Origin of the sequence: Marinithermofilum abyssi, assembly GCF_014641195.1 — a bacterium.
GTDB classification, from domain to species: Bacteria; Bacillota; Bacilli; order Thermoactinomycetales; family DSM-45169; genus Marinithermofilum; species Marinithermofilum abyssi.
This window is the reverse complement of the sequence record NZ_BMHQ01000003.1, coordinates 308,356-328,540: the sequence shown is the minus strand read 5'-3', so window position 1 is coordinate 328,540 and position 20,185 is coordinate 308,356. Positions and strand designations below refer to the sequence as shown.

Below are 20,185 nucleotides of genomic sequence, written 5' to 3'. Positions count from 1 at the left end.
TCCATGAACTTCGATACGTTGCACAATCCCTACCCCTCCCAGAGGACGACTGTCTTTTCAAAGAGGGGGATGGTGGCGACCTCTCAGCCTTTGGCCGCCCAGGCCGGTTTGGATATGTTAAAAAAGGGTGGGAATGCCATCGATGCCGCTGTGGCTGCCGCGGCCAGCCTGACGGTGCTGGAGCCGACTTCCAACGGGATCGGCGGGGATGCTTTCTCTTTAGTATGGTACCAGGGGCGCCTGCACGGCTTAAACGCCAGCGGCCCGTCCCCGAAAAATATCACCTTGGAGAAGGTGAAGAGCAGGGGAGTTGACGCCATTCCCCCATACGGGTGGTTGCCGGTTACCGTCCCGGGTGCGCCGGCGGCTTGGGTGGAACTGTCGGAGAAGTTCGGCAAGCTCCCGCTGACACAGCTGTTGGAGCCGGCGATCCAATACGCGGAGGAGGGATACCCCCTCTCCCCGGTATTGAGCAAATTTTGGGGCAACGCCGTAGACAGGTACCGTCAGCTTCTGAAGGGGCCGGAGTTTGAACCGTGGTTCTCTACTTTCGCTCCCGGGGGAAGGGCGCCCCGTGCCGGAGAGGTGTGGCGTTCTCGGGATCACGCCGCCACGTTGCAGTCGATCGCGGAAAGCCGGGCTTCCTCTTTTTATCGTGGGGAGCTGGCCGAAAAAATCGCCTGGTTTGCCAAGCAGCACGGTGGTTTTCTAACCGAAGAAGACCTGGCAGCTTACACGCCGCAGTGGGTGAACCCGATTAAGGTGAACTACCGCGGGTATGACGTATGGGAGATCCCCCCCAACGGCCAGGGACTGGTAACGCTGATGGCGTTTAATATCTTGAAGGGCTTCGAATTCACGGAAAAAGAGTCGGAGTTGACCTATCACAGGCAGATGGAAGCCTTAAAGCTGGCTTTTACCGACGGGAAAAAATATATCACCGATTGGGATCACATGTCTGTTTCGGTAGAGGAGCTGCTGTCGGATACATACGCGGAGGAGCGGAGAAAAGAGATTGGCGATACGGCTCTCGTTCCCACTCCCGGCAAACCGCCCTCCGGGGGGACGGTTTACCTGGCGACGGCAGACGGCGCAGGGAACATGGTCTCCTTTATCCAGAGCAACTATATGGGCTTTGGGTCCGCGTTGGTGGTACCGGGGACCGGAATCAGCCTCCAGAACCGGGGACACACCTTTTCCCTCAACCCCGGGGAGGCCAACTGTCTAGCACCGGGTAAGAAGACCTACCACACGATCATTCCCGGGTTTTTGACCAAAGACGGCCAGCCCATCGGTCCCTTCGGCGTTATGGGTGGGTTTATGCAGCCCCAAGGTCATCTCCAGATAGTCATGAACACGGTGGACTTCGGTTTAAATCCGCAGGCCGCCCTGGACGCACCGCGGTGGCGATGGACCGAGGGAACAACGGTCGAAGTGGAACGCGGTGTTCCGGACAACATCGTCCAGTCCCTCATCCGGAAAGGACACGAGATCCGCGTGGCGGCGGAATCGGGCGGATTTGGCCGCGGACAGATCATATGGAGAAGCGAAGACGGAATCCTGGCAGGGGGGACGGAGCCCAGGGCCGACGGTTCCGTCGCCGCCTGGTAAACCGATTGGCTACACTCTTTGCAGGAGCTGTATTCTAAAACCGGTTCCCGAAAAAATCCCGATAACCCCGGTTGGATTCAGGAGTTTCGGGATTTTTTCGAACCATCAAATCATAAAATTGACTAAATATTAGTATGAAATCAAATATTATATCTTCACAATTAAACCAAGGTGTGCTATTGTCACAGTAGATAGTCGACAATCGACCATGATAAACGTGAAAAGACTAGGTGATTGGCAATGACCACGAAGATGCGGATAGACACTTCCCTTCCCAACCAAATCGCCAATTTTATTATTGAACAAATCGTAAATAACCAGTTTGGACCGGGTGAACAACTACGGGAAGGTGAATTGGCGGAACAATTCGGCACGAGCCGTGCTCCTGTCCGAGAAGCGTTTTATATCTTGGAAGTAGCCGGTCTGGTGGAGCGAAAGCCCCGCCGGGGGTCTTTTGTTAAAGAATACTCGAAGGCGGAATTGATTGACTTGCTTGAGTTACGCAACTTGATGGAACTGATGGCTTTGGAACGTTTCGACCTCAGGCGGTCGGCAACTCCCTTGCACGAAATGCAGAGGATCGTCGCCTCGATGCGGGAGCTTGTCGCACAAAGAGATAAGGCGGGATATTCCCACTTGAACCAGCAATTCCACGAATGCATCATCCGTTTTGCCGGCAGCAAGCTGATTGAAACGCATTATGACCGCCTGACTACACCGCTTCGTGTTTTGATTAAACTTTCCTGGGAGAACAACACCTTGGATCGATCGCTTGAAGATCACCAGCAAATTGTCGACGTCTTGCTTCGGGAAGATGCCGGGGAAGCCAAGCGGCTTTTGGATGCACACAATCGTGGGACCATTCACCGACTGGAGGTATACTTCCAGTCATCCTGATTCGGATCACCAGAACCCCTGAATGGAGGGTTTTCGCTGTTATTTTGATAGCGCTTCCAACTGGGGACCCATACAAAAGGAAAGGGGAGGCGTCGGATGTCCAATTTGACCCGGGACTTGCAACGCACGTGGACGAAACGGCGGGATGAAAAGGCGCGTCGACTTGCCAAAGTCGAACGCCTCGCGGAGGGTCGGGTTCTGCCGACCGAAAGTATCGTCGAAGCCCTTCAGGCGCTTCTTGCACCCGGTGACCGGGTGGTGCTGGAAGGAAACAACCAGAAACAGGCGACCTTCCTGTCGGCGGCCCTGAATCAGGTCGACCCAGCCAAAATCAACAACCTCCATATGCTCATGTCCAGTATTTCGAGACCCGAGCACCTCGACATTTTCGAGAGGGGGATAGCGAAAAAGGTCGACTTTTCCTACGCCGGGCCTCAAAGCCTCCGCGTAGCACAGATGCTGGAGGATGGAGTGCTCGATGTTGGTGCCATCCATACATACCTCGAGTTGTACGCGCGACTGTTCGTTGACCTCATCCCTACGGTGGCCCTCGTCGCTGCTGATAAGGCGGATGCGGCCGGTAACCTCTATACCGGTCCGAACACGGAGGAGACTCCGACCATCGTGGAGGCGACCGCATTCCGTGACGGAATTGTCATCGCCCAGGTCAATGAATTGGTCGATGAGTTGCCCCGGGTGGATATCCCGGCTTCCTGGGTCGACTTTGTCGTCGTCGCGGATAAACCCTACCAACTCGAACCGCTGTTCACCAGGGACCCCCGCCACATCACCGAGGTCCAGATTCTGATGGCGATGCTGGTTATTCGCGGGATCTACGAGCGTCACCAGGTGACTTCTCTCAACCATGGGGTCGGTTTTAACGCCGCGGCTATCGAATTGCTGCTTCCCACGTACGGCGAGTCACTCGGACTGCGCGGAAAGATATGCAGGCATTGGACTCTCAACCCGCACCCCACCCTCATCCCCGCGATCGAGAGCGGCTGGGTGGAAAGTATCCACTGCTTCGGGAGCGAAGTGGGAATGGAGGACTACATCGCAGCACGTCCGGATGTCTTCTTTACTGGACACGACGGCAGCCTGCGGTCCAACCGCTTGCTGTCGCAAGTGGCGGGTCAGTATGCCGTCGATCTCTTCATCGGGTCCACCTTGCAGATGGATGGTGACGGCAACTCCTCGACCGTTACGCTGGGGCGACTTGCCGGATTCGGCGGCGCCCCGAACATGGGGCACGACCCCCATGGCCGCCGGCACTCGACTCCTGCATGGCTCAGCCTGATTACTTCAGAAAGTCCGACCGTTCGTGGACGCAAGCTGGTCGTACAGATGGTCGAGACCTTCCAACGGGGAAATGCCCCGACGTTCGTGGAATCCCTGGACGCGATCCAGGTCGGTCGGGACGCGGTTCTGCCGGTCACCCCGGTCATGATTTACGGCGACGACGTCACCCACGTCGTCACAGAAGAGGGGATCGCTTATCTATACAAGGCACGCGACCGGACAGAGCGCCGTCAGGCACTGGTTGCGATCGCCGGGGTCACTCCGGTTGGGAGGCAACATGACCCTCGTCTCAACGGGCGATTACGCCGCGACGGACTGGTCGCCTTTCCGGAAGATCTCGGGATCCGTCGCACCGATGCCAAGCGTTCCCTGCTGGCGGCCAAGAGCATCGAAGACCTTGTGGACTGGTCCGGGGGACTGTACAAACCACCGGCGCATTTCCGCAGTTGGTGATGAGTGTGGAACGTCAGCCCTTGTGGAACGACGCTAAGGAATGCAGCGAACGGATCGCGAATTTGGCAGTGACTGCTCTCATCGACGAAGCCGGACTCACCCCGAAACCGGCCCTCGTCGACAGACACAGCTCCGGGGCCCACACCGACCTGGACTTTGGGCTGATGTGCCGCTCTGCACAAGTGCTGCGCGGCACCTTTGCCCAGATCGCCCTGGCGGCGTTCCGCCAAAGGCCCAGTCAGGTTCTCCGTGAACGACTCGCTGTGATCGGCCGCGACGGGGAGAAGGTGATGATGGCAGCGACCGGTGGCACCAATACCCATCGGGGGGCGATCTGGGCGCTCGGACTGCTCACCGCGGGGGCGGCGATGAGCGGGCCCGGGACATCCGCGCGACAGATCGCTGCGCTTGCAGGTGAGATCGCCCGTTATCCCGACCGGTTTTCACCCGAAAAGAGGTCATCCAAGGGTTATCGCGTGCGGCAGTACTACGGTGTTCCAGGGGCAATCGGCGAGGCCCGGCAGGGTTTTCCACATGTAGTCGATGTGGCTCTGCCGGCTCTGTACGCCGCCCGCAGCCGCGGCATTTTAGAACCCTTCGCAAGGCTTGATGCCCTGATGGCCATCATCGCCCGCCTCGATGACACTTGCTTGTTGCACCGCGGGGGTGCTGAAGCGTTGATGGCAGCCAAGGACGGCGCAAGGGCCGTCATCGTTGCCGGCGGAACATCCACCCGGTCCGGGTGGAATGCTCTTCACCGGTTAGACGCGGAGTTGGTAGCCCGGAACGCTTCGCCTGGCGGCAGTGCCGACCTACTCGCCGCCGCATTGTTTCTCGACAGCCTGGATCCTGTCGTCCAACGTGATGGCACGCTTGCCCGCGTGATCCGACCATGATCCGATATTTTGGAGGTGACCGGGTGTGGAAATATTGACCTTTGAATACACGGCGGCAAAGCCCCTGCCCCGCCGCGCGCATGTCGGCGTGGTCAGTTCCGGGGATTTAGAGATCCTGTTCGAGCCGTCGCCTGACCAGCGGACCCATGTTGTCGTCAGGACCCGGTTCGACGGGTACGGGGAAATATGGAAGGCGGTGCTGGACCGGTTCTTCGCACAACATGATGTCGCCGCAAAGATCGAGATCAACGACTTCGGGGCCACCCCTGGTGTCGTCTCGCTCCGGCTGGCACAAGGATTGGAGGTGAGCCGGTCTTGATTGCCAAAGTACCGCTCAAAACCAGCTTCATCGAACTCCGTGCGCGAGACCGTGCCGCAGCGATACTGGATACGGGTACCTTCCAGGAAATACTCGGCCCCTTTGATCGTTTGGAGTCGCCGCATTTGGCGCCACAGAATATCGTTCCGCAAAGCGATGACGGTGTCGTGGTTGCACAGGGGTTGATCGACGGCGAGTCAGCCGTCGTCATTGCGATCGAAGGCGCATTCCAGGGGGGTGGCATCGGCGAGGTGTCCGGTGCGAAGTTTGCCGGCGCCCTGGAACTGGCGTTGCGGGACAATGAGCACGGCAGGCGCACCCGTCCCGTTTTGCTCTTCGACACCGGCGGAGTGCGGTTACAGGAAGCTAACTACGGGCTGCTCGCCATCGCCGAAATCGGATCGGCCATGGTCGCCCTGCGCCGTTATGTCCCCGTCGTCGGTGTCATCCCCGGGATGGTGGGGTGTTTCGGCGGAATGTCCATCACAGCAGGCCTTTGCAGCACCCTGATCATGACCCGGGAAGGCCGGCTCGGGTTGAATGGCCCCGAAGTCATCGAGCAGGAGGCCGGGATCGGGGAATTCGATGCCAGCGACCGGCAACTGATTTGGAACACGGTCGGCGGGGCCCAACGCCATGCGACCGGTTTTGCAGACGTTCTGGTCGAGGATGACGTCACTGTCGTCACCGGGGCAGTGCAAGACGCCTTCCGTCGTGGAGTCCCCGCCGAACACCGCAGCGCGCAGGTGGATCGCTACCTTTCCCGACTTGCCGGAATCGACCTCAAACACCTTGACGGGCCGATGCTGCGCGAGCGGTGGGGGAAAGAAAGAGGCGAAGAGCCCGAGGAACTCCTCAAAAGCCCGGATGGGCAGGGGGGACAAACCGGAGAAAAAGGACCCGTGAGCAGGGGAAGGGTGTGGTTGGAAGCCCTGTGTGGAGGATCACAGCTACCGATGACCGGGTCGTCATCGGTGCTGTGTACCGATTCTACTTTGGGAGACGAGCGTGTTCGCTACATTTCGGTCGTGCCGGATCCGGACAACCGCTTCCCCCGGGCCCGCCAGGGCGAGGTGGGACTGAACGAAGGTTGGACGCTCGCACGAGTAGTCCGGGATGCGGTCGACGAAGATGTGGACGGGGAGCGCCGTGCCATTGTTGCCATTGTCGACGTACCCAGTCAGGCGTACGGATATCGCGAGGAACTGCTCGGGATTCATCAGGCATGCGCCGCGGCCGTAGATGCGTACGCGACAGCGAGACTTGCCGGACATCCGGTGGTCGCGCTCATTGTCGGAAACGCCATCTCGGGAGCCTTCCTGGCCCACGGTCTGCAGGCCAATCGGATCCTCGCGTTGGACGCTCCAGGCGTACAAGTGCAGGTCATGTCAAAGAAGTCGGCGGCAACAGTCACCCGCCGCAGCATCGCCGAGCTAGAAGAGATAGCGAAGAAAGTGCCGGGGGCTGCCTATGATATCCGATCGTTCGCTTCCCTGGGGGCGGTACATGGGCTCATGGGCGGCATCGATGCCGATGCTCCCGGGGACAAAGAGATTCAACGGATACTAAACGCGTTGTCCGACGCGATTGCTGCGGCCCGTTCCGGTCCACGGGATCTGAGCAACCGGCTCACTTCCGTTGAGGCCCGCACCGGTCGGTCCGCCTCGATCCTAGTGCGCGAGCGTATGACCGAGCAATGGAACTAGCCCCGCACGACCTGTTACGGATCCGGGACCGCAGCGGCCTTGTCTGCCGTTTACCGCGCCCCCTATGGGTTGACGAGACGCTTGATCGGGCACCGCTGGTTGTCGTCCGCCGCGCTCCGCTGGTTGACGGCATGGTGCCGGCAGGGGTTCGCGGGCGGACCCGGGACCTGCGGTTCGCCGCCTATATACCGACTCACGCGATCGTGGAACGGATCACCCCCGAGCAGCTAGCCGCCAAGAAGATATGGAGGACCTGTCCACGAACCCGTCAAATCGGGGCGTTGGGCGTACTGGAGTCGGTCGATGAGCTTTTGACCGCCCGCGGGCTCACTTGGGGTCCTACAGGCAGTGTCGGGTTCGAGCTCGCCAGCGGTGTGCCGACCGCCACTGCTACCAGCGACTTGGACCTCGTGATCCGGGTTACAAACCACCTCTCTGTCGAGATGGCCCGCCAGCTCGTCCAAGCGTTCACCCGGTTGCCCGTGCGCGTCGATGGTCAACTGGAAACCCCCGGTGGGGCGGTTTCACTAGCCGAATATGCACGCGGGGAACCACCGGTGCTGTTCCGGACCCGGACGGGTCCACGCTTGGTTAACACCCCCTGGATGGAGATGGGAGGGATTTGATGAGTGTCGCGTTCCTGTTTCCCGGCCAAGGCTCCCAACAGCCCGGCATGCTTCACGAGCTGCCGGATCATCCCGTGGTTAGCGGGACACTCGAAGAAGCGAGCGCGGTGCTCGATAAGGACGTCCTCTCCTTCGACACCGATTCCGCGCTATCATCCACCACTGCGGTGCAGATCGCTCTGCTTGTCGCTGGAGTTTCCACGGCTCGTGCGTTGAAGAGCGAAGGAGTGATGGCGGACATGGTCGCCGGCCACTCGGTCGGGGCGTTCGCTGCCGCCGTTATCGCCGGTGCGCTGGATTTCCGGGACGCGCTCTCACTGGTCAAACTGCGCGGCGAGCTAATGGAGAACGCTTTTCCACAAGGCTACGGGATGTCTGTCGTTATCGGGCTTGATGAACGGCGTTTGGCCCCGCTTATCGGGCAAGCCGGGGAGCCGGTGTTCATCGCCAACCTGAACGCGCCAGATCAGATCACGATCGCTGGCTCCATCCCTGGGATCGACGCGGTATTGGCCATGGCACGCGCCGCGGGTGCGTACAGGGCGGAGATCCTGCGCGTGAGCGTCCCATCCCATTGCCCGCTGCTTCAGCATGTATCCGGCCGGCTCGCCCGTGCCCTCGACGAAGTCCCCTTTCGCGAGCCGGCCGTTCCATATGGCGGCAACCGCAGGGCGCGCGCATTGCGGGATCCCGAAGCGATCCGGGAAGATCTCGCGATAAGTGTCTCTCACCCGGTTCGCTGGCATGAAGTCACAACGCTGTTCTTCGAACTTGGCGCCCGATTGTTCCTGGAGATGCCGCCCGGTCACGTACTCACTGATCTCGCCGCGGCCGCATTCCCCGCCGCCCGTTCCATCTCCATCACGAACAGCGGCCTCAACTCTGCGGTCATCCTTACCCGACGGGAGAAGGGCTAGACATGGTGATCGGTGGCGGGACACTGTACCTAATCGAGCTCGTGACCGGCACAAAAATCCCGTCCCTTCTACAGTAAGGGGCCGGGATTTTTCGGTGGGTTCCAGGCCGACTTTGTGAAACAGTGTGGTTCAGTTTGCACCAGGTCGGTGATCATATGATTCCGATCAACACGAATCCGAGCCAAGCGAGCCCTGGTCCGAGAACGACAACGATCGCGGAAACGAGCAAGAGCTGCCTGAAAAACACACGCTCTTTCACCCCTTGCACGTTCGCGAGCAGCAACGCCCCATTTGTGGAGAAGGGGCTTATGTCAACAATGCTGGAGGCAATAGCGATCGCTGAGACTACACCGATGGACGAAATGGTCGGGTCCTGCAGGATGGGAGCCGCGAGAGGGATGATGGCCGCCAGAAAACCTGTTGTCGAGGCAAAGGCCGAGACAACCCCTCCCACGTAGGACGCCGTAAGAGCTGCCATCACGGGGTTACCCACCCTGGCGATCAGCTCGGTTACGTAGTCAATGGTACCAGTTTCCTCCAGTACTCCCACGTATGTCACGATTCCCGTGATCAGAAGGATCACCGACCATGGCATGCGCCCGAGGACTCCGGCTTGCTTCCTGGGGGCGATCAGGGCCAGCGCCAAACCTACGGCGAACGCCGCAAAGCCAATATCTATGTCAAACCCAAGAGCCAGTACGACAAGGAGGCCTATGCCCGCGAGCGTGACACCTTTATACAGGGTCAACCCATCTTCTTGCCTTTCTGTACGGTCTCCGGAATTGTCATTCTTGTCCGCAGGGATGCCCTCCATTGTTGCCGCTACGTACATCTGAGAAGTGTCCTGCCTTTGCAGCAAGCGAAGCCCGCCGAGAACGACGAATATGACCAACGAAACCACTATGCTATAGAAAAAGGCGTTTACAAAGAGCAATCCCGGCGAATGGGGTAAATCTCTCGTTTGCATCACACCGTTGACGATCACGCCATAGGGATTCAGCGGCGAGAAGGAACCCGCAGTGGATCCCGTAACAACCAATATGCCCATCAGGAGAGGACTAATGTGGTATCGGGCAGCGAACCGTAACGCGATCGGGGCGAGGATCGCAACAGCAGCAGGACCCAACGTCCCAACGCTGGTGAGTAGGGTGCACAGACCGAACATGACCCATGGTATGAGGCCGAGGTTACCTCTGACCAAGCGAAGGCCCCAGCCAGTGATCAAGTCGACGGTTCCATTGTTCTGCACAATAGCGAATAAGTAGGTGACTCCTGCAAGAGTGACGAATAGATTCGCCGGAAATACGCTATAGATTTCGTCAACGCTCAGGCCGCTTACGAAGGTACCGACGAGAAATGCGGCGACAAAGCCCAAAACGCCGAGGTTGACCGGCAAGACCGAGCCAATAACGAACATGATCAGAAGCACGATGATGGTGACCAATTCTATGCTCATGTGATCCTCCTCCTAAGCTTTGAAAGTGTGCTTAAGGTCTGGGACATCTCAACAAATAATGAGGTCCACCCCGATTCATTCCATCATTATCCCTCCTTAATTTTAGTCGATTGTCGACAACTAATTTTTAAGAGTATTAACTATTTTCGGAATATAGATAAATGATAGCGTTTTCAAAAATGTAACATACCTCTCTTTCATCGTCAATTAAAAAACCCAGAAACGTTTTTTCTCAGGAGTTCCGGGCTATTGATCGGTATGTATCAGACAATATAAACCTTATATCTGACTTCAAGGTCAAGAGACAAATGAGCCCTTAGCAACGTATGATAAAAAGGCTCTTACAACTCAACAGATTCATTCCCGGCTTTTTCTGTATACTTTCTGATTCGTCTTCTATACGCCTTTTTTGCTAATACAATTCCTTCAGACTGTCGTTGCCGTATTAAGTTACTTGCTAGTTGGGACACTCCAGCCATATTACTGTATGGGTTCTCCGTAAACAAAATTTGTTTCTAAAAGAAACATCTGAGAGAAAGAAGCACAACACTGTCGTCTTTTCAGTTACTTCCGTCGACGGGGACCTTTTTGTGTACATTTAACACAATTTTCTGTTAATGTTCCTCCTGGAACGCTGTAAATAGACTGGCATTCATCTTGCTTATATATTTGGGTGAACGACAATGCAACGTCCTGAGAGAAGAGGAGGTGTGCATTCAAAGGGGAATGGATCGCTGATTCCCGTATCGAGATCGAACAAGCCCGCCTGTTGACGCTGAAAGCGGAAGACATGATGGATACCGTAGGCAACAAAGCAGGGAGAAGAAGATCGCCATGATCAAAGTAGTCGCTTCCAACATGGTTCTCAACGTCATCGATCGTGCCTTTCAGGCCTTCGGTGCCGTCGGTATAAGTGAAGATTTCCCCCTCGCCTACATGTGGGCCAATGCCCGCACCCTGCGCTTAGCCGACGGGCCCGAGGGTGCACCGCCGGGCTGTAGCTGTCTGGAGCTTAGTGTCGAGTGAAAAGGACAAATTCCAAAAAGGAGAGGGATGAACATGGAAAAAGTGGTGAACACCGTTCGTGGGCCGATCGCTACGGAGGAATTGGGAAAAACCTTGATCCATGAGCATTTTGCCTTCGGTTACCCCGGTTTTGACGGCGATGTGACCTTAGGAGGGGTCGATTGGGAGGCGGCCCTGCAGACGGGGATCGAGGTGGCCGAAAAGGCGAAAGCCCACGGCGTAAAGACGATCGTGGACGCCACCCCCAACGATTGTGGCCGGAACCCCGAATTATTAAAGGAGATTTCCGAGCGAACGGGGGTCAACATCGTCTGTTCCACCGGGTACTACTACGAAGGCGAAGGGGCACCCAACTACTTTAAGTTCCGCAATGTGGTATCGGATGCAGAGCAGGAAATCTACGAGATGTTTATCAGGGAGATCACCGAGGGGATCGGCAAAACCGGCATCAAGGCCGGCGTGATCAAGCTGGCCTCCAGCAAGAACGAGATCACCGATTATGAGAAGATGTTCTTCCGGGCGGCGGCCAAAGTGCAACGGGAGACGGGGGTGCCTCTCATCACCCACACTCAGGAAGGGACCATGGGACCGGAGCAGGCGGAGTTTCTGGTTGCCGAAGGAGCGGATCCCAGCCGCATCCTTATCGGCCACATGGACGGGAACACCGATGTGGGCTACCACATCCGCGTGTTGCAGACGGGCTGCTCCGTTGGTTTTGATCGCATGGGCATCCAAGGTTTCGTCGGGATGCCGATGGATTCCGAGAAGCTCGTCGTCCTGTTGGGGCTGATCAATGCAGGCTACGAGGAGCAGATCCTCCTTTCCCACGACACGGTGAACGTCTGGTTGGGCCGCCCCCCGGTCTGGCCGGAGCAGCTGGCCAAATTGTTGGAAAACTGGCATATCACCTACGTCTTTGACACCATCATTCCACAATTGAAGGAAAAAGGGGTCACCGAGGAGCAGATCGATCAGATTATGGTGAAAAACCCGGCGCGGATGTTCGGCGTCCACACCAAGGTGGAAGTGTAGCCGAAGCCTTCGACCCCCGTACCCGTGCGGAGGATCTTTCTCTATCCGTTGCAGAAAAAGCGAGGTTCAATCGATGCAGTAAAAAATTGTCACCGGTGGAGCGAAGGGGATCGGTAGGTCTGCCGCCAAAGAGCTGGCCCGGAAGGGAGCCAAGGTGGTTGTGGCGGATCTCGACCAGGTTCAACAGAGAGCGGACAGTGGCCGAGATTGAAGCCAAGGGGATCTGCCCGCTTCTTTCAGGCAGACACTTCTCTTTATGACAGCGTGAAGGCGTTGGTTCAGATACCCTCCACGCATTCGACAAGCTGGACATCATGTTCAAACGCCGGTTGTCGGCAACCGTAAACATTTTTCCCTATCATGCCAGCAAGGGCGCCGTGGTGATGATGACCAAAGCGGCGGCCTTAGAGCTGGCACCCTACAACATCCGCGTCGTGGCCATCGCTCTGGGGCTGGTGGATACGGAGAACGTCCAGTCGTGGAAACTGCGCTCCAAAGTTTGGAAAGCGGTGAAAAAGCGCAAATGCGCGGCAGGGCGGCAAAGCCCGGGGAAGTGGTTAAGGTGGTGGCTTTCCTCGCCAGCAATGACGCTTCCTTTGTCAACGGATCCGTCCTGTTTGTGGACGACGGAGCGGCCGTCTTTAAACGATGAAAACAGGAGGGATCAACATGTCTTCTCCTTACACGGACAAACCTTGGCTTGCGTCTTACGCACCTTATGTTCCTCAGGAGCTGCCTCTGCCGAGGATGAGCATGATCGGTTATTTCGAAGAGTCGGTGAAACGGTATCCCTACCGGGCCGCCGTCCACTATTTTGAACGCTCTATCTCCTATAAGGATCTGGATGGCATGGCGGAGGCTTTCGCCGTTCTCCTGGCAGAGTGGGGGGTGGGCAAAGGGGACCGGGTGGCTGTCTATATGCAGAACAACCCCCAGTTTCTTATCGCTCAGTACGGCGCCTGGAAGCGCGGCGCGATCATCGTTCCCCTCAATCCGATGCTCAAGGAAAAGGAGCTGGAGTACCACTTAAACGACTCCGGAGCAAAGGTTCTGGTCTGTCTGGAGTCCCTCTACGCCGTGGTGGCCGAGGAAGTGGTGGCGAAGACCAAGGTGGAACACGTGGTCACCACCAATGAGGTGGACTTGCTCCCGAAGGGGATGAAGGAGACCGTCAGCTTGCTCAAAAACTCTGATAAGCAGCGGTTTGCCGACACCACCGACATGATGGAGTCAGTGCAAAAGAGGTTAAACCGCCGGCTCCCCCGGGAGAAGGTCACCCCTGAGGATGTTGCCTACTTGGTGTACACCTCCGGCACTACGGGTCTTCCTAAGGGGGCGATGAGCCTGCACAAGAACATCGTCTTTAACGCCGAGGTGTACCGCACTTGGATGCAATTGGGAGACGAGGACTGCGTGTTGGGTATGGCTCCCTTGTTCCACATCACCGGCATCGTGGGCCATATCGCCGTGGCGGGCCTTGCCGGAATTCCCCTGGTGCTGTTCCATCGCTTTGACGTCAAGGAGATGCTGCGACTCGTCGAAAAGTGGCGGCCTACCTTCACTGTCGGCTCCATCACCGCCTATATCGCCCTTATGAACCACCCCGATGTTGAAAAGCACGATCTCTCCTCCCTGAAAAAATGCTACAGCGGCGGTGCTCCCATCGCCCCCAGCATCACCGAGCAGTTTATGGAGAAGTTCGGCATTTACATTCACAATATTTACGGGCTGACGGAGAGCAACTCCCCTACCCTCGTCGTGCCCTTCGGTGCCCGGGCGCCGGTGGATCCGGAGAGCGGAGCCCTGTCGGTGGGCATTCCCGTCCCCAACTGCGAAGCGAAGCTGGTGGACCTCGCAGACCCCTCCAAGGAGGTCGCTCCCAGGGAGACGGGAGAATTTGCTGTGCGGGGCCCGATGATCTTCGCCGGCTACTGGGAAAAACCCGCTGAGACGGAAAAAGCCTTCCACGACGGCTGGTTCCTCACCGGGGACGTGGTCAAGATGGATGAAAAGGGCTGGTTTTACGTCGTCGACCGGAAAAAGGACATGATCATCGCTTCCGGTTTCAAGGTGTGGCCCCGGGATGTGGAGGACGTCCTATATAAGCATCCCGCCGTGAAGGAGGCGGCGGTGGTCGGTGTTCCCCACCCCTACCGAGGGGAGACCGTGAGGGCTTACGTTTCTCTCAAGGAAGGGTTTGAGGTGACGGAGGAGGAGATGATCCAATTCTGCAAGGAGCGGATAGCGGATTACAAGTACCCCCGGGAGGTCGTCTTCCTGAAGGAATTGCCCAAGACCGCCACGGGCAAATTCCTGCGCCGGCAGCTTAGGGACCAGGCGAGGGAGGCAGCTTTGAAGCAGCAAGACGCGTAACAGGAGCTGAATGACTTCGACGAAGAAAATGCGTGTTTGGCTGAAAAAAGAAGAGATCGATGCCGCCAGGCTGACTGGGGCAATGGCTGTCGTCATGGATGCCCTCTTGGCGACAACGACGCTCCTTGCCATCGTGGAGGCTGGCGCTCGCAGGATCTTGCCCGCCGGCAGCCTGGAGGAGGCGCGCCGGTTGGCGGATGAGCTGGACTCCCCTCTTCTCCTGACCGGAGGAGAGGAGGGGGGCGTCTCTGTCGACGGGTTCGACTGCGGCCCCTTCCCCGATGAATATCCCGCGGAAAAAGTGAAGGGGAAAGATGTCATTTTTCTCACCACTAACGGCACACGGGCGATTCACCGAGCCAAAATAGCCGAGGAGCTGCTAATCGCCTGCCTTCGCAACGCTCCGGCGGTGGCCCGTTATCTGCAGGAGGTGGAGAAGGAATCCGTCTGGCTGATCTGCGCGGGCTCCCAGGGGCGGTTTTCCCTGGAGGATACCTTGTGTGCCGCAGTTATCTTGGCGGAGATGGACCTCACCGGGTGGGATTTGGACGATGCCAGCCTGGTGCTGCAGCAATGGGGCGTCAGCCACCGGGGAGACATCCCTTCCCTTTTGAATAAGGGGCGGGTGGGCCGGTGGTTTGAACAAGAAGGGCTGACCCATGTCCTCCGTTATACAGGGGAGGTAGGGGCCAGCGATACCTTGGTCGTCTTACAAGACGGGCTGCTTGCACCGCTACAGAGCAAAGTGGGTTGGAGGGAGGCGCATGGAAGATAAGACGATTCCCGTTCGGGAAGGGGAGGAATTTGACCGGGAAAAGGTGGCTTGTTTCTTAAGAGAACACATCGACAGTTTGGCGGATGTCCCCATGGAGGTGCGGCAGTATCCCACCGGGGCTTCCAACCTGACCTATTTTATCCGGATCGGGGAGTGGGAGGCGGTGCTGCGTCGCCCCCCTTGGGTCCGTTGCCGCCTAAGGCCCACGACATGGAGCGGGAGGCAATGCTCCTGGAAAAGCTCCATCCCGTTTTTTCCCTGGCGCCGAAGCCCTATGTCATCTGCCGGGATGCTTCCGTCTTGGGGGCAGTTTTCTATGTGATGGAACATCGGCGGGGTGTCGTCATCGATGATGCCTTCCCCCCAGGGGTGAAGCCGACACCGGATCTCTGCCGGCGGATTTCCGAGGCGACGGTGGACACCTTGGTGAAGCTCCATGATATCGATTGGCGGGAAGCGGGGTTGGCCTTCATGGGCCGCCCCATGGGATTTTTAGAGCGGCAAGTGAAAGGGTGGATTGCGCGGTACGACAAGGCGAAGACCGACGATATCCCGGAAGTGGAGCCTCTCGTCCGCTGGCTGTTGGAAAATGTGCCTGAGAGTCCCGCACCGACAGTGATCCACAACGATTTTAAGCTGAACAACATGCTGTGGGATCTGGAGGATGTGGCCAAGCCTTTGGCGGTGCTGGATTGGGAGATGACCACCATCGGGGACCCCCTCTTTGACCTGGCTGTGGCATTAGGCTACTGGGCACAGCCGGATGATTCCGAGGAGCTAATCCATGTACTGCCCACGGTGACACACTACCCCGGCTTTATCTCCCGGGAGGAATTTATAGAGCGATATGCCCAAAAGAGTGGCCGTGACCTCTCTTCTATGCACTTTTACATCCCCTTCGCCTATTTCAAAATGGCGGTGATCCTGCAGCAGATCTTCGCCCGCTGGAAAAGGGGACAGACGAAGGATAAGCGATTTGCCTCCTTCGGGGAGCGGGTGCGCCATCTGATCCGATACGCCGATGGCTTGGTTCGGGCGGGAAAACGGTAGACCGGCAACGGCGAATAAGTGTGCGCTATAGATGAGCGGGTCTTTGACATATTTGTAAATTGGACAGAAAGGAGCCTGATCCATGTTTTAAGACGATCTCTTTGAAAAAGAGGATCAGATTAATGACAACCTCTTACAGGCAGAGGTGTCGGCCCGAAAATTGATCGGTGGCATGCCGCAAGGGGAAAAGCTAAGGCGCGCAACGGATTGGCTCCGCCGCGCATTCATCCGTTCCAACCCGAAGGGAGCGTCCTACGCAAAAGCCACATCGCCGATATTGTATAAAGGGGAAAGGTTCCCATCCCCCCGACTGCCGAAGGAAAACGCCTAATGTTGACACTATTCAGAATGAATGAAAAAATAAAAAACAACAACTTATCAGCTCTTTCGGGGGTAAAAGATGGGCAAAAACCAGCAGGTTTTGCTAAAAAATTGGTTCAGCATCTTGGACCATTTGGATGAGATTTTCCTGTTTATCGGCAACGATACGGAGATTCTTCACGCCAACAGCGCCTATTCCCGACTGATCGGTGTTCCCAGGGACAAGGTGATCGGAAGGCGCTTATCCGACATCGAGCCCAAGGCGCGGATCATCGAGGTGCTGGAGTCGGAGCGGCCGGTCTATCACGATTACTCCTATATCGAATCCGTGGGCATGGATATCGTGGCCAATATTTTTCTCGTCTATGACGAAGGGGAAAAAGTGGGGGCGATCGGCATTTTTCGCCCAGTTTCCCTGTTCTCCGCCGATTTCTCCCTCCCTTCCGCCCCCGCATGGTGCAAAAATGAAAAGACGGCAAAGGGGGGAGACCCCTTCAGCCGTTTGGTCGGCGAGAGCAGGGAGCTGAAAAATGTGATTTACATCGCGAAAAAGGTGGCCCAGACGGACACCACCGTCCTCCTTAGAGGAGAGACCGGGGTAGGTAAAGAGGTGTTTGCCAAGGCGATTCACGAAGCCAGCCCCTTCTCTGACGGCCCCTTTATCGCTCTCAACATGGCATCCATCCCGGAGACCCTGATCGAATCGGAGCTTTTCGGCTATGAGGCCGGTGCATTCACCGGGGCACAAAAGGGTGGAAAACCCGGTTTGATTGAGTTGGCGGAGGGGGGGACGCTGTTTTTGGACGAAATCGGCGAAATCAGCCCCATGCTCCAATCCAAGCTGCTTCGAGTGCTCCAGGAGCGGGAAGTGATTCGGGTGGGGGGGATCAAGGCTTGCCCTGTCCGCTTCCGCCTCATCGCCGCCACCAACCGCGACCTGGAGTCCATGGTGGAAAACGGGAAGTTCCGCCCTGATTTTTATTACAGGATCAGCGTCATCCCTATCCATCTCCCGCCCCTTAGGGAACGTTCCTCCGATGTGCTCCTGTTAGCCGAGCAATTCAATCGGCAATTGGAGAAGCGCCACGGCCGGCAGAAAGCTTTCTCTCCGCGGGTCCTGGAAATGATCAAAAGGTATTCCTGGCCCGGCAACGTGCGGGAGCTGCAAAGCTGCATCGAGTATATGTACGTCCTCTCCGAAGGGCAGCTTCTGGATGTTCAGCACCTGCCGCAGCACATCTGGGAATCTGTCAAAGGCGGACAAGACGCCATTGGCGAGAGCGGAGAAGAATCCCCCGCCTCTTTTCCGAAAAGGGAAGTCTTCGCTAAAGCGAACCTGAAAGAGGTCGTGGAGCAGGTGGAGAAAGAGATGATCATCAAGGCCCTACGGGAATCCAGGACCAAGACGGAAGCCATCCAACGTCTGGGAATGAGCCGCAAGGGATTCTATATGAAGCTGAAAAAATATCAGCTCACCTTTTGAATGTATATAGAGGAAACAACTTTGTGTAAAAGTAATTTGAATAGTCATACATATCATGCTAAAATGAACATACTAACCGGTTGGTATATCCCGAAAATGAAGACGAAACCTATGCAAACTTTTCCGACTTGGACGGGTGATGGGCCTTCATGTTCCCTATTGGGTGGTATGTGTTCTTATGATGATCGGTGAATTTCGAGTTAACAAGTTAAATAGCACGAAACGGTTTTGGGGGGATTGTGATGACTGATCGTCATTTTGATTTTTGGCCGGACCGGATGCCTGTCACATTGGATATCCCCCGGACGACGGTCTGGGATAACCTGGCCGTGTCGGCACGGAGGTATCCGGACCGTACGGCAATCTATTACTATGGACAGCCCTTGTCATATCAGCTTTTGCTGGAGGAAGCGGAGGCATTGGCCGGTTTTCTGCAGCGTAAGCTCCATGTGTCCAAAGGGGATCGGGTTTTGCTGTTTTTACAAAATTCCCCTCAGTTTATCCTCTCTTTTTATGCGATCTTGCGGGCGGACGCGGTTGTGGTTCCGTTGAACCCGATGAACGTGACGGAGGAGCTCGCCTTTTACATCAAGGATTGCGAGCCGAAGGCCGCGATTGTCGGCCAGGAGCTGTACGACCGGATAGCACCCTTGAACGGAAGCGGTTCGCTGAATCACATCATCGTTGCCGCCTATTCGGACTACCTTCCTTCTTCTCCCGTCGTTCAGCCGCCGAAGGAAGTAGTCGCTCCTCGCGTTGCGATCAGGGATGACGGTGTCACCCTTTGGTCAGAAGCCCTTACCTCCGGGAATTTGCCGGGCCCTCACAACGCTCGGTCTGATGATCTGGCGGTGCTGCCCTATACCTCGGGAACGACGGGCAGACCAAAGGGTTGCCTGCACACCCACTACACCGTGCAGGCAACATTGGTGGGTGCCTCTACATGGGTGAATCTCACCCCCAATACCGTGGCCTTGACTACCTTGCCCCTGTTTCACGTCACGGGGATGCAGCACAGTATGAACGCGCCGATTTTTACCGGGGGTAGCATGGTATTGATGACCCGTTGGGACCGGGATACCGCCGCAGAGCTGATCCAAACCCACCGATGCACCCATTGGACCGGGATTAGCACGATGGTGGTCGATTTTCTGGCTAATCCCGACTTGGCGCAGGATGAGTGCGGATCCCTCCAGTTTGTCGGGGGAGGAGGTGCGCCTCTGCCTGAAGCGGTGGGAGAGGAGCTCTACCGGCGGACGGGATTGCGCTTTGTGGAAGGGTACGGTTTGAGCGAAACGATGTCCCAAACCCATATCAATCCCGTTCACCGACCCAAGCTGCAATGTCTGGGCATCCCATCCTTTGACGTGGACGCCTGCGTGGTGAATCCGGATACTTTGCAACGGCTGGGGCCCGGGGAGGAAGGGGAACTCCTGGTTCGCGGCCCGCAGGTTTTCAAAGGATACTGGAACCGACGGTCCGAGACGGAGGAAGCCTTTGTAAACCTCGACGACGGGGATCCCTTTTTCCGAACGGGGGACATCGCGAGAGTGGACGAAGAGGGATATTTTTTCATCGTGGACCGGCTCAAACGAATGATCAACGCGTCGGGGATGAAGGTGTGGCCGACGGAAGTGGAGAGCTTGTTGTATCAGCACCCGGCTGTCAAGCACGCATGTGTGATCGGTGTACCCGATGATCGGCGGGGTGAAACGGTCAAGGCGTTTATCGTCTTGAAGTCATCGGAACATGGCAAGGTCAGCGAAGAGGAGATCATCCGGTGGTCGAAGGAGCGGATGGCGGCCTACAAATATCCGCGGATCGTCCAGTTTATCGATCAGCTTCCGATGACGGGGAGCGGAAAAATCCTGTGGCGCAAGCTGCAGGACGAAGAGCGGCGTAACCGGAAACGGGCTGAAAAGATGCGCTAATGAAGGGGTGGTTC

15 protein-coding genes and 3 pseudogenes are annotated in these 20,185 nt (G+C 57.1%); 17 read left to right on the top strand and 1 reads right to left on the bottom strand.

Translation table 11 applies throughout. From position 1 onward, the window contains the following. Positions 1–3: 3 nt before the first annotated feature. The 8 genes from IEW70_RS06145 (at position 4) to mdcH (ending at position 8,724) form a co-directional block, all read left to right on the top strand. Positions 4–1,611 carry a gamma-glutamyltransferase family protein gene (locus IEW70_RS06145; RefSeq protein ID WP_188647030.1) on the top strand — a complete coding sequence of 536 codons (1,608 nt, stop codon included), beginning with the start codon at positions 4–6 and terminating at the stop codon, positions 1,609–1,611. A gap of 240 nt (positions 1,612–1,851) precedes the next feature. Then, positions 1,852–2,508: a GntR family transcriptional regulator gene (locus IEW70_RS06140; RefSeq protein WP_188647029.1), complete on the top strand. Its 657-nt coding sequence runs from the start codon at positions 1,852–1,854 to the stop codon at positions 2,506–2,508. 96 nt (positions 2,509–2,604) lie between these two features. Beyond that, the gene (gene mdcA / locus IEW70_RS06135; protein WP_188647028.1) at positions 2,605–4,260 is read left to right on the top strand and encodes a malonate decarboxylase subunit alpha; all 1,656 of its coding nucleotides are present in this window, start codon (positions 2,605–2,607) and stop codon (positions 4,258–4,260) included. Beyond that, positions 4,260–5,156, top strand: coding sequence for a triphosphoribosyl-dephospho-CoA synthase (locus tag IEW70_RS06130; RefSeq protein ID WP_188647027.1), 897 nt, complete (start codon positions 4,260–4,262; stop codon positions 5,154–5,156). The genes mdcA and IEW70_RS06130 overlap by 1 nt, the downstream gene beginning before the upstream one ends. A gap of 25 nt (positions 5,157–5,181) precedes the next feature. Continuing rightward, positions 5,182–5,475 (top strand): malonate decarboxylase subunit delta, encoded by a 294-nt coding sequence (locus tag IEW70_RS06125; RefSeq protein WP_188647026.1) that lies wholly within the window; start codon positions 5,182–5,184, stop codon positions 5,473–5,475. Then, positions 5,472–7,181: a biotin-independent malonate decarboxylase subunit beta gene (locus IEW70_RS06120; protein WP_229751844.1), complete on the top strand. Its 1,710-nt coding sequence runs from the start codon at positions 5,472–5,474 to the stop codon at positions 7,179–7,181. The genes IEW70_RS06125 and IEW70_RS06120 overlap by 4 nt, the downstream gene beginning before the upstream one ends. Continuing rightward, positions 7,172–7,807 carry a malonate decarboxylase holo-ACP synthase gene (locus tag IEW70_RS06115; protein WP_188647025.1) on the top strand — a complete coding sequence of 212 codons (636 nt, stop codon included), beginning with the start codon at positions 7,172–7,174 and terminating at the stop codon, positions 7,805–7,807. The genes IEW70_RS06120 and IEW70_RS06115 overlap by 10 nt, the downstream gene beginning before the upstream one ends. Next, positions 7,807–8,724, top strand: a complete 918-nt coding sequence (gene mdcH, locus IEW70_RS06110) for a malonate decarboxylase subunit epsilon (RefSeq protein ID WP_188647024.1) — start codon at positions 7,807–7,809, stop codon at positions 8,722–8,724. The genes IEW70_RS06115 and mdcH overlap by 1 nt, the downstream gene beginning before the upstream one ends. Before the next feature lie 151 nt (positions 8,725–8,875). Here mdcH and IEW70_RS06105 read toward each other — a convergent pair whose 3' ends face one another. After that, on the bottom strand, positions 8,876–10,180 hold the full coding sequence (locus tag IEW70_RS06105) for an SLC13 family permease (RefSeq protein WP_188647023.1): 1,305 nt from the start codon (positions 10,178–10,180) through the stop codon (positions 8,876–8,878). A 724-nt stretch (positions 10,181–10,904) separates the two neighbouring features. Between IEW70_RS06105 and IEW70_RS06100 the strand changes: the two are divergent. From IEW70_RS06100 to IEW70_RS06060, 9 genes and pseudogenes are all read left to right on the top strand, one after another. Next, a pseudogene (locus IEW70_RS06100) lies at positions 10,905–11,237 on the top strand (acyl-CoA dehydrogenase family protein); the annotation flags it as partial. A gap of 2 nt (positions 11,238–11,239) precedes the next feature. Then, entirely contained in the window at positions 11,240–12,238 is a 999-nt protein-coding gene (locus IEW70_RS06095; RefSeq protein WP_188647022.1) for a phosphotriesterase family protein, read from the top strand. A gap of 85 nt (positions 12,239–12,323) precedes the next feature. Beyond that, positions 12,324–12,449 (top strand): SDR family NAD(P)-dependent oxidoreductase, encoded by a 126-nt coding sequence (locus IEW70_RS18450; protein ID WP_188647081.1) that lies wholly within the window; start codon positions 12,324–12,326, stop codon positions 12,447–12,449. 103 nt (positions 12,450–12,552) lie between these two features. Continuing rightward, a pseudogene (locus tag IEW70_RS18445) lies at positions 12,553–12,890 on the top strand (SDR family NAD(P)-dependent oxidoreductase). Positions 12,891–12,985: 95 nt separating this feature from the next. Then, positions 12,986–14,611: a long-chain-fatty-acid--CoA ligase gene (locus IEW70_RS06080; RefSeq protein ID WP_229751856.1), complete on the top strand. Its 1,626-nt coding sequence runs from the start codon at positions 12,986–12,988 to the stop codon at positions 14,609–14,611. 10 nt (positions 14,612–14,621) lie between these two features. Next, positions 14,622–15,386, top strand: coding sequence for a 2-phosphosulfolactate phosphatase (locus IEW70_RS06075; RefSeq protein WP_188647020.1), 765 nt, complete (start codon positions 14,622–14,624; stop codon positions 15,384–15,386). Further along, positions 15,376–16,436, top strand: a pseudogene (locus IEW70_RS06070) (phosphotransferase family protein). Before IEW70_RS06075 ends, IEW70_RS06070 begins: the two are co-directional and overlap by 11 nt. Before the next feature lie 400 nt (positions 16,437–16,836). After that, a complete protein-coding gene (locus IEW70_RS06065) occupies positions 16,837–18,240 on the top strand; it encodes a sigma-54 interaction domain-containing protein (RefSeq protein ID WP_188647019.1) in 1,404 nt (467 codons plus the stop codon). A 242-nt stretch (positions 18,241–18,482) separates the two neighbouring features. Beyond that, a complete protein-coding gene (locus IEW70_RS06060; protein WP_188647018.1) occupies positions 18,483–20,171 on the top strand; it encodes a long-chain fatty acid--CoA ligase in 1,689 nt (562 codons plus the stop codon). The last annotated feature ends 14 nt before the right edge of the window (positions 20,172–20,185 follow it).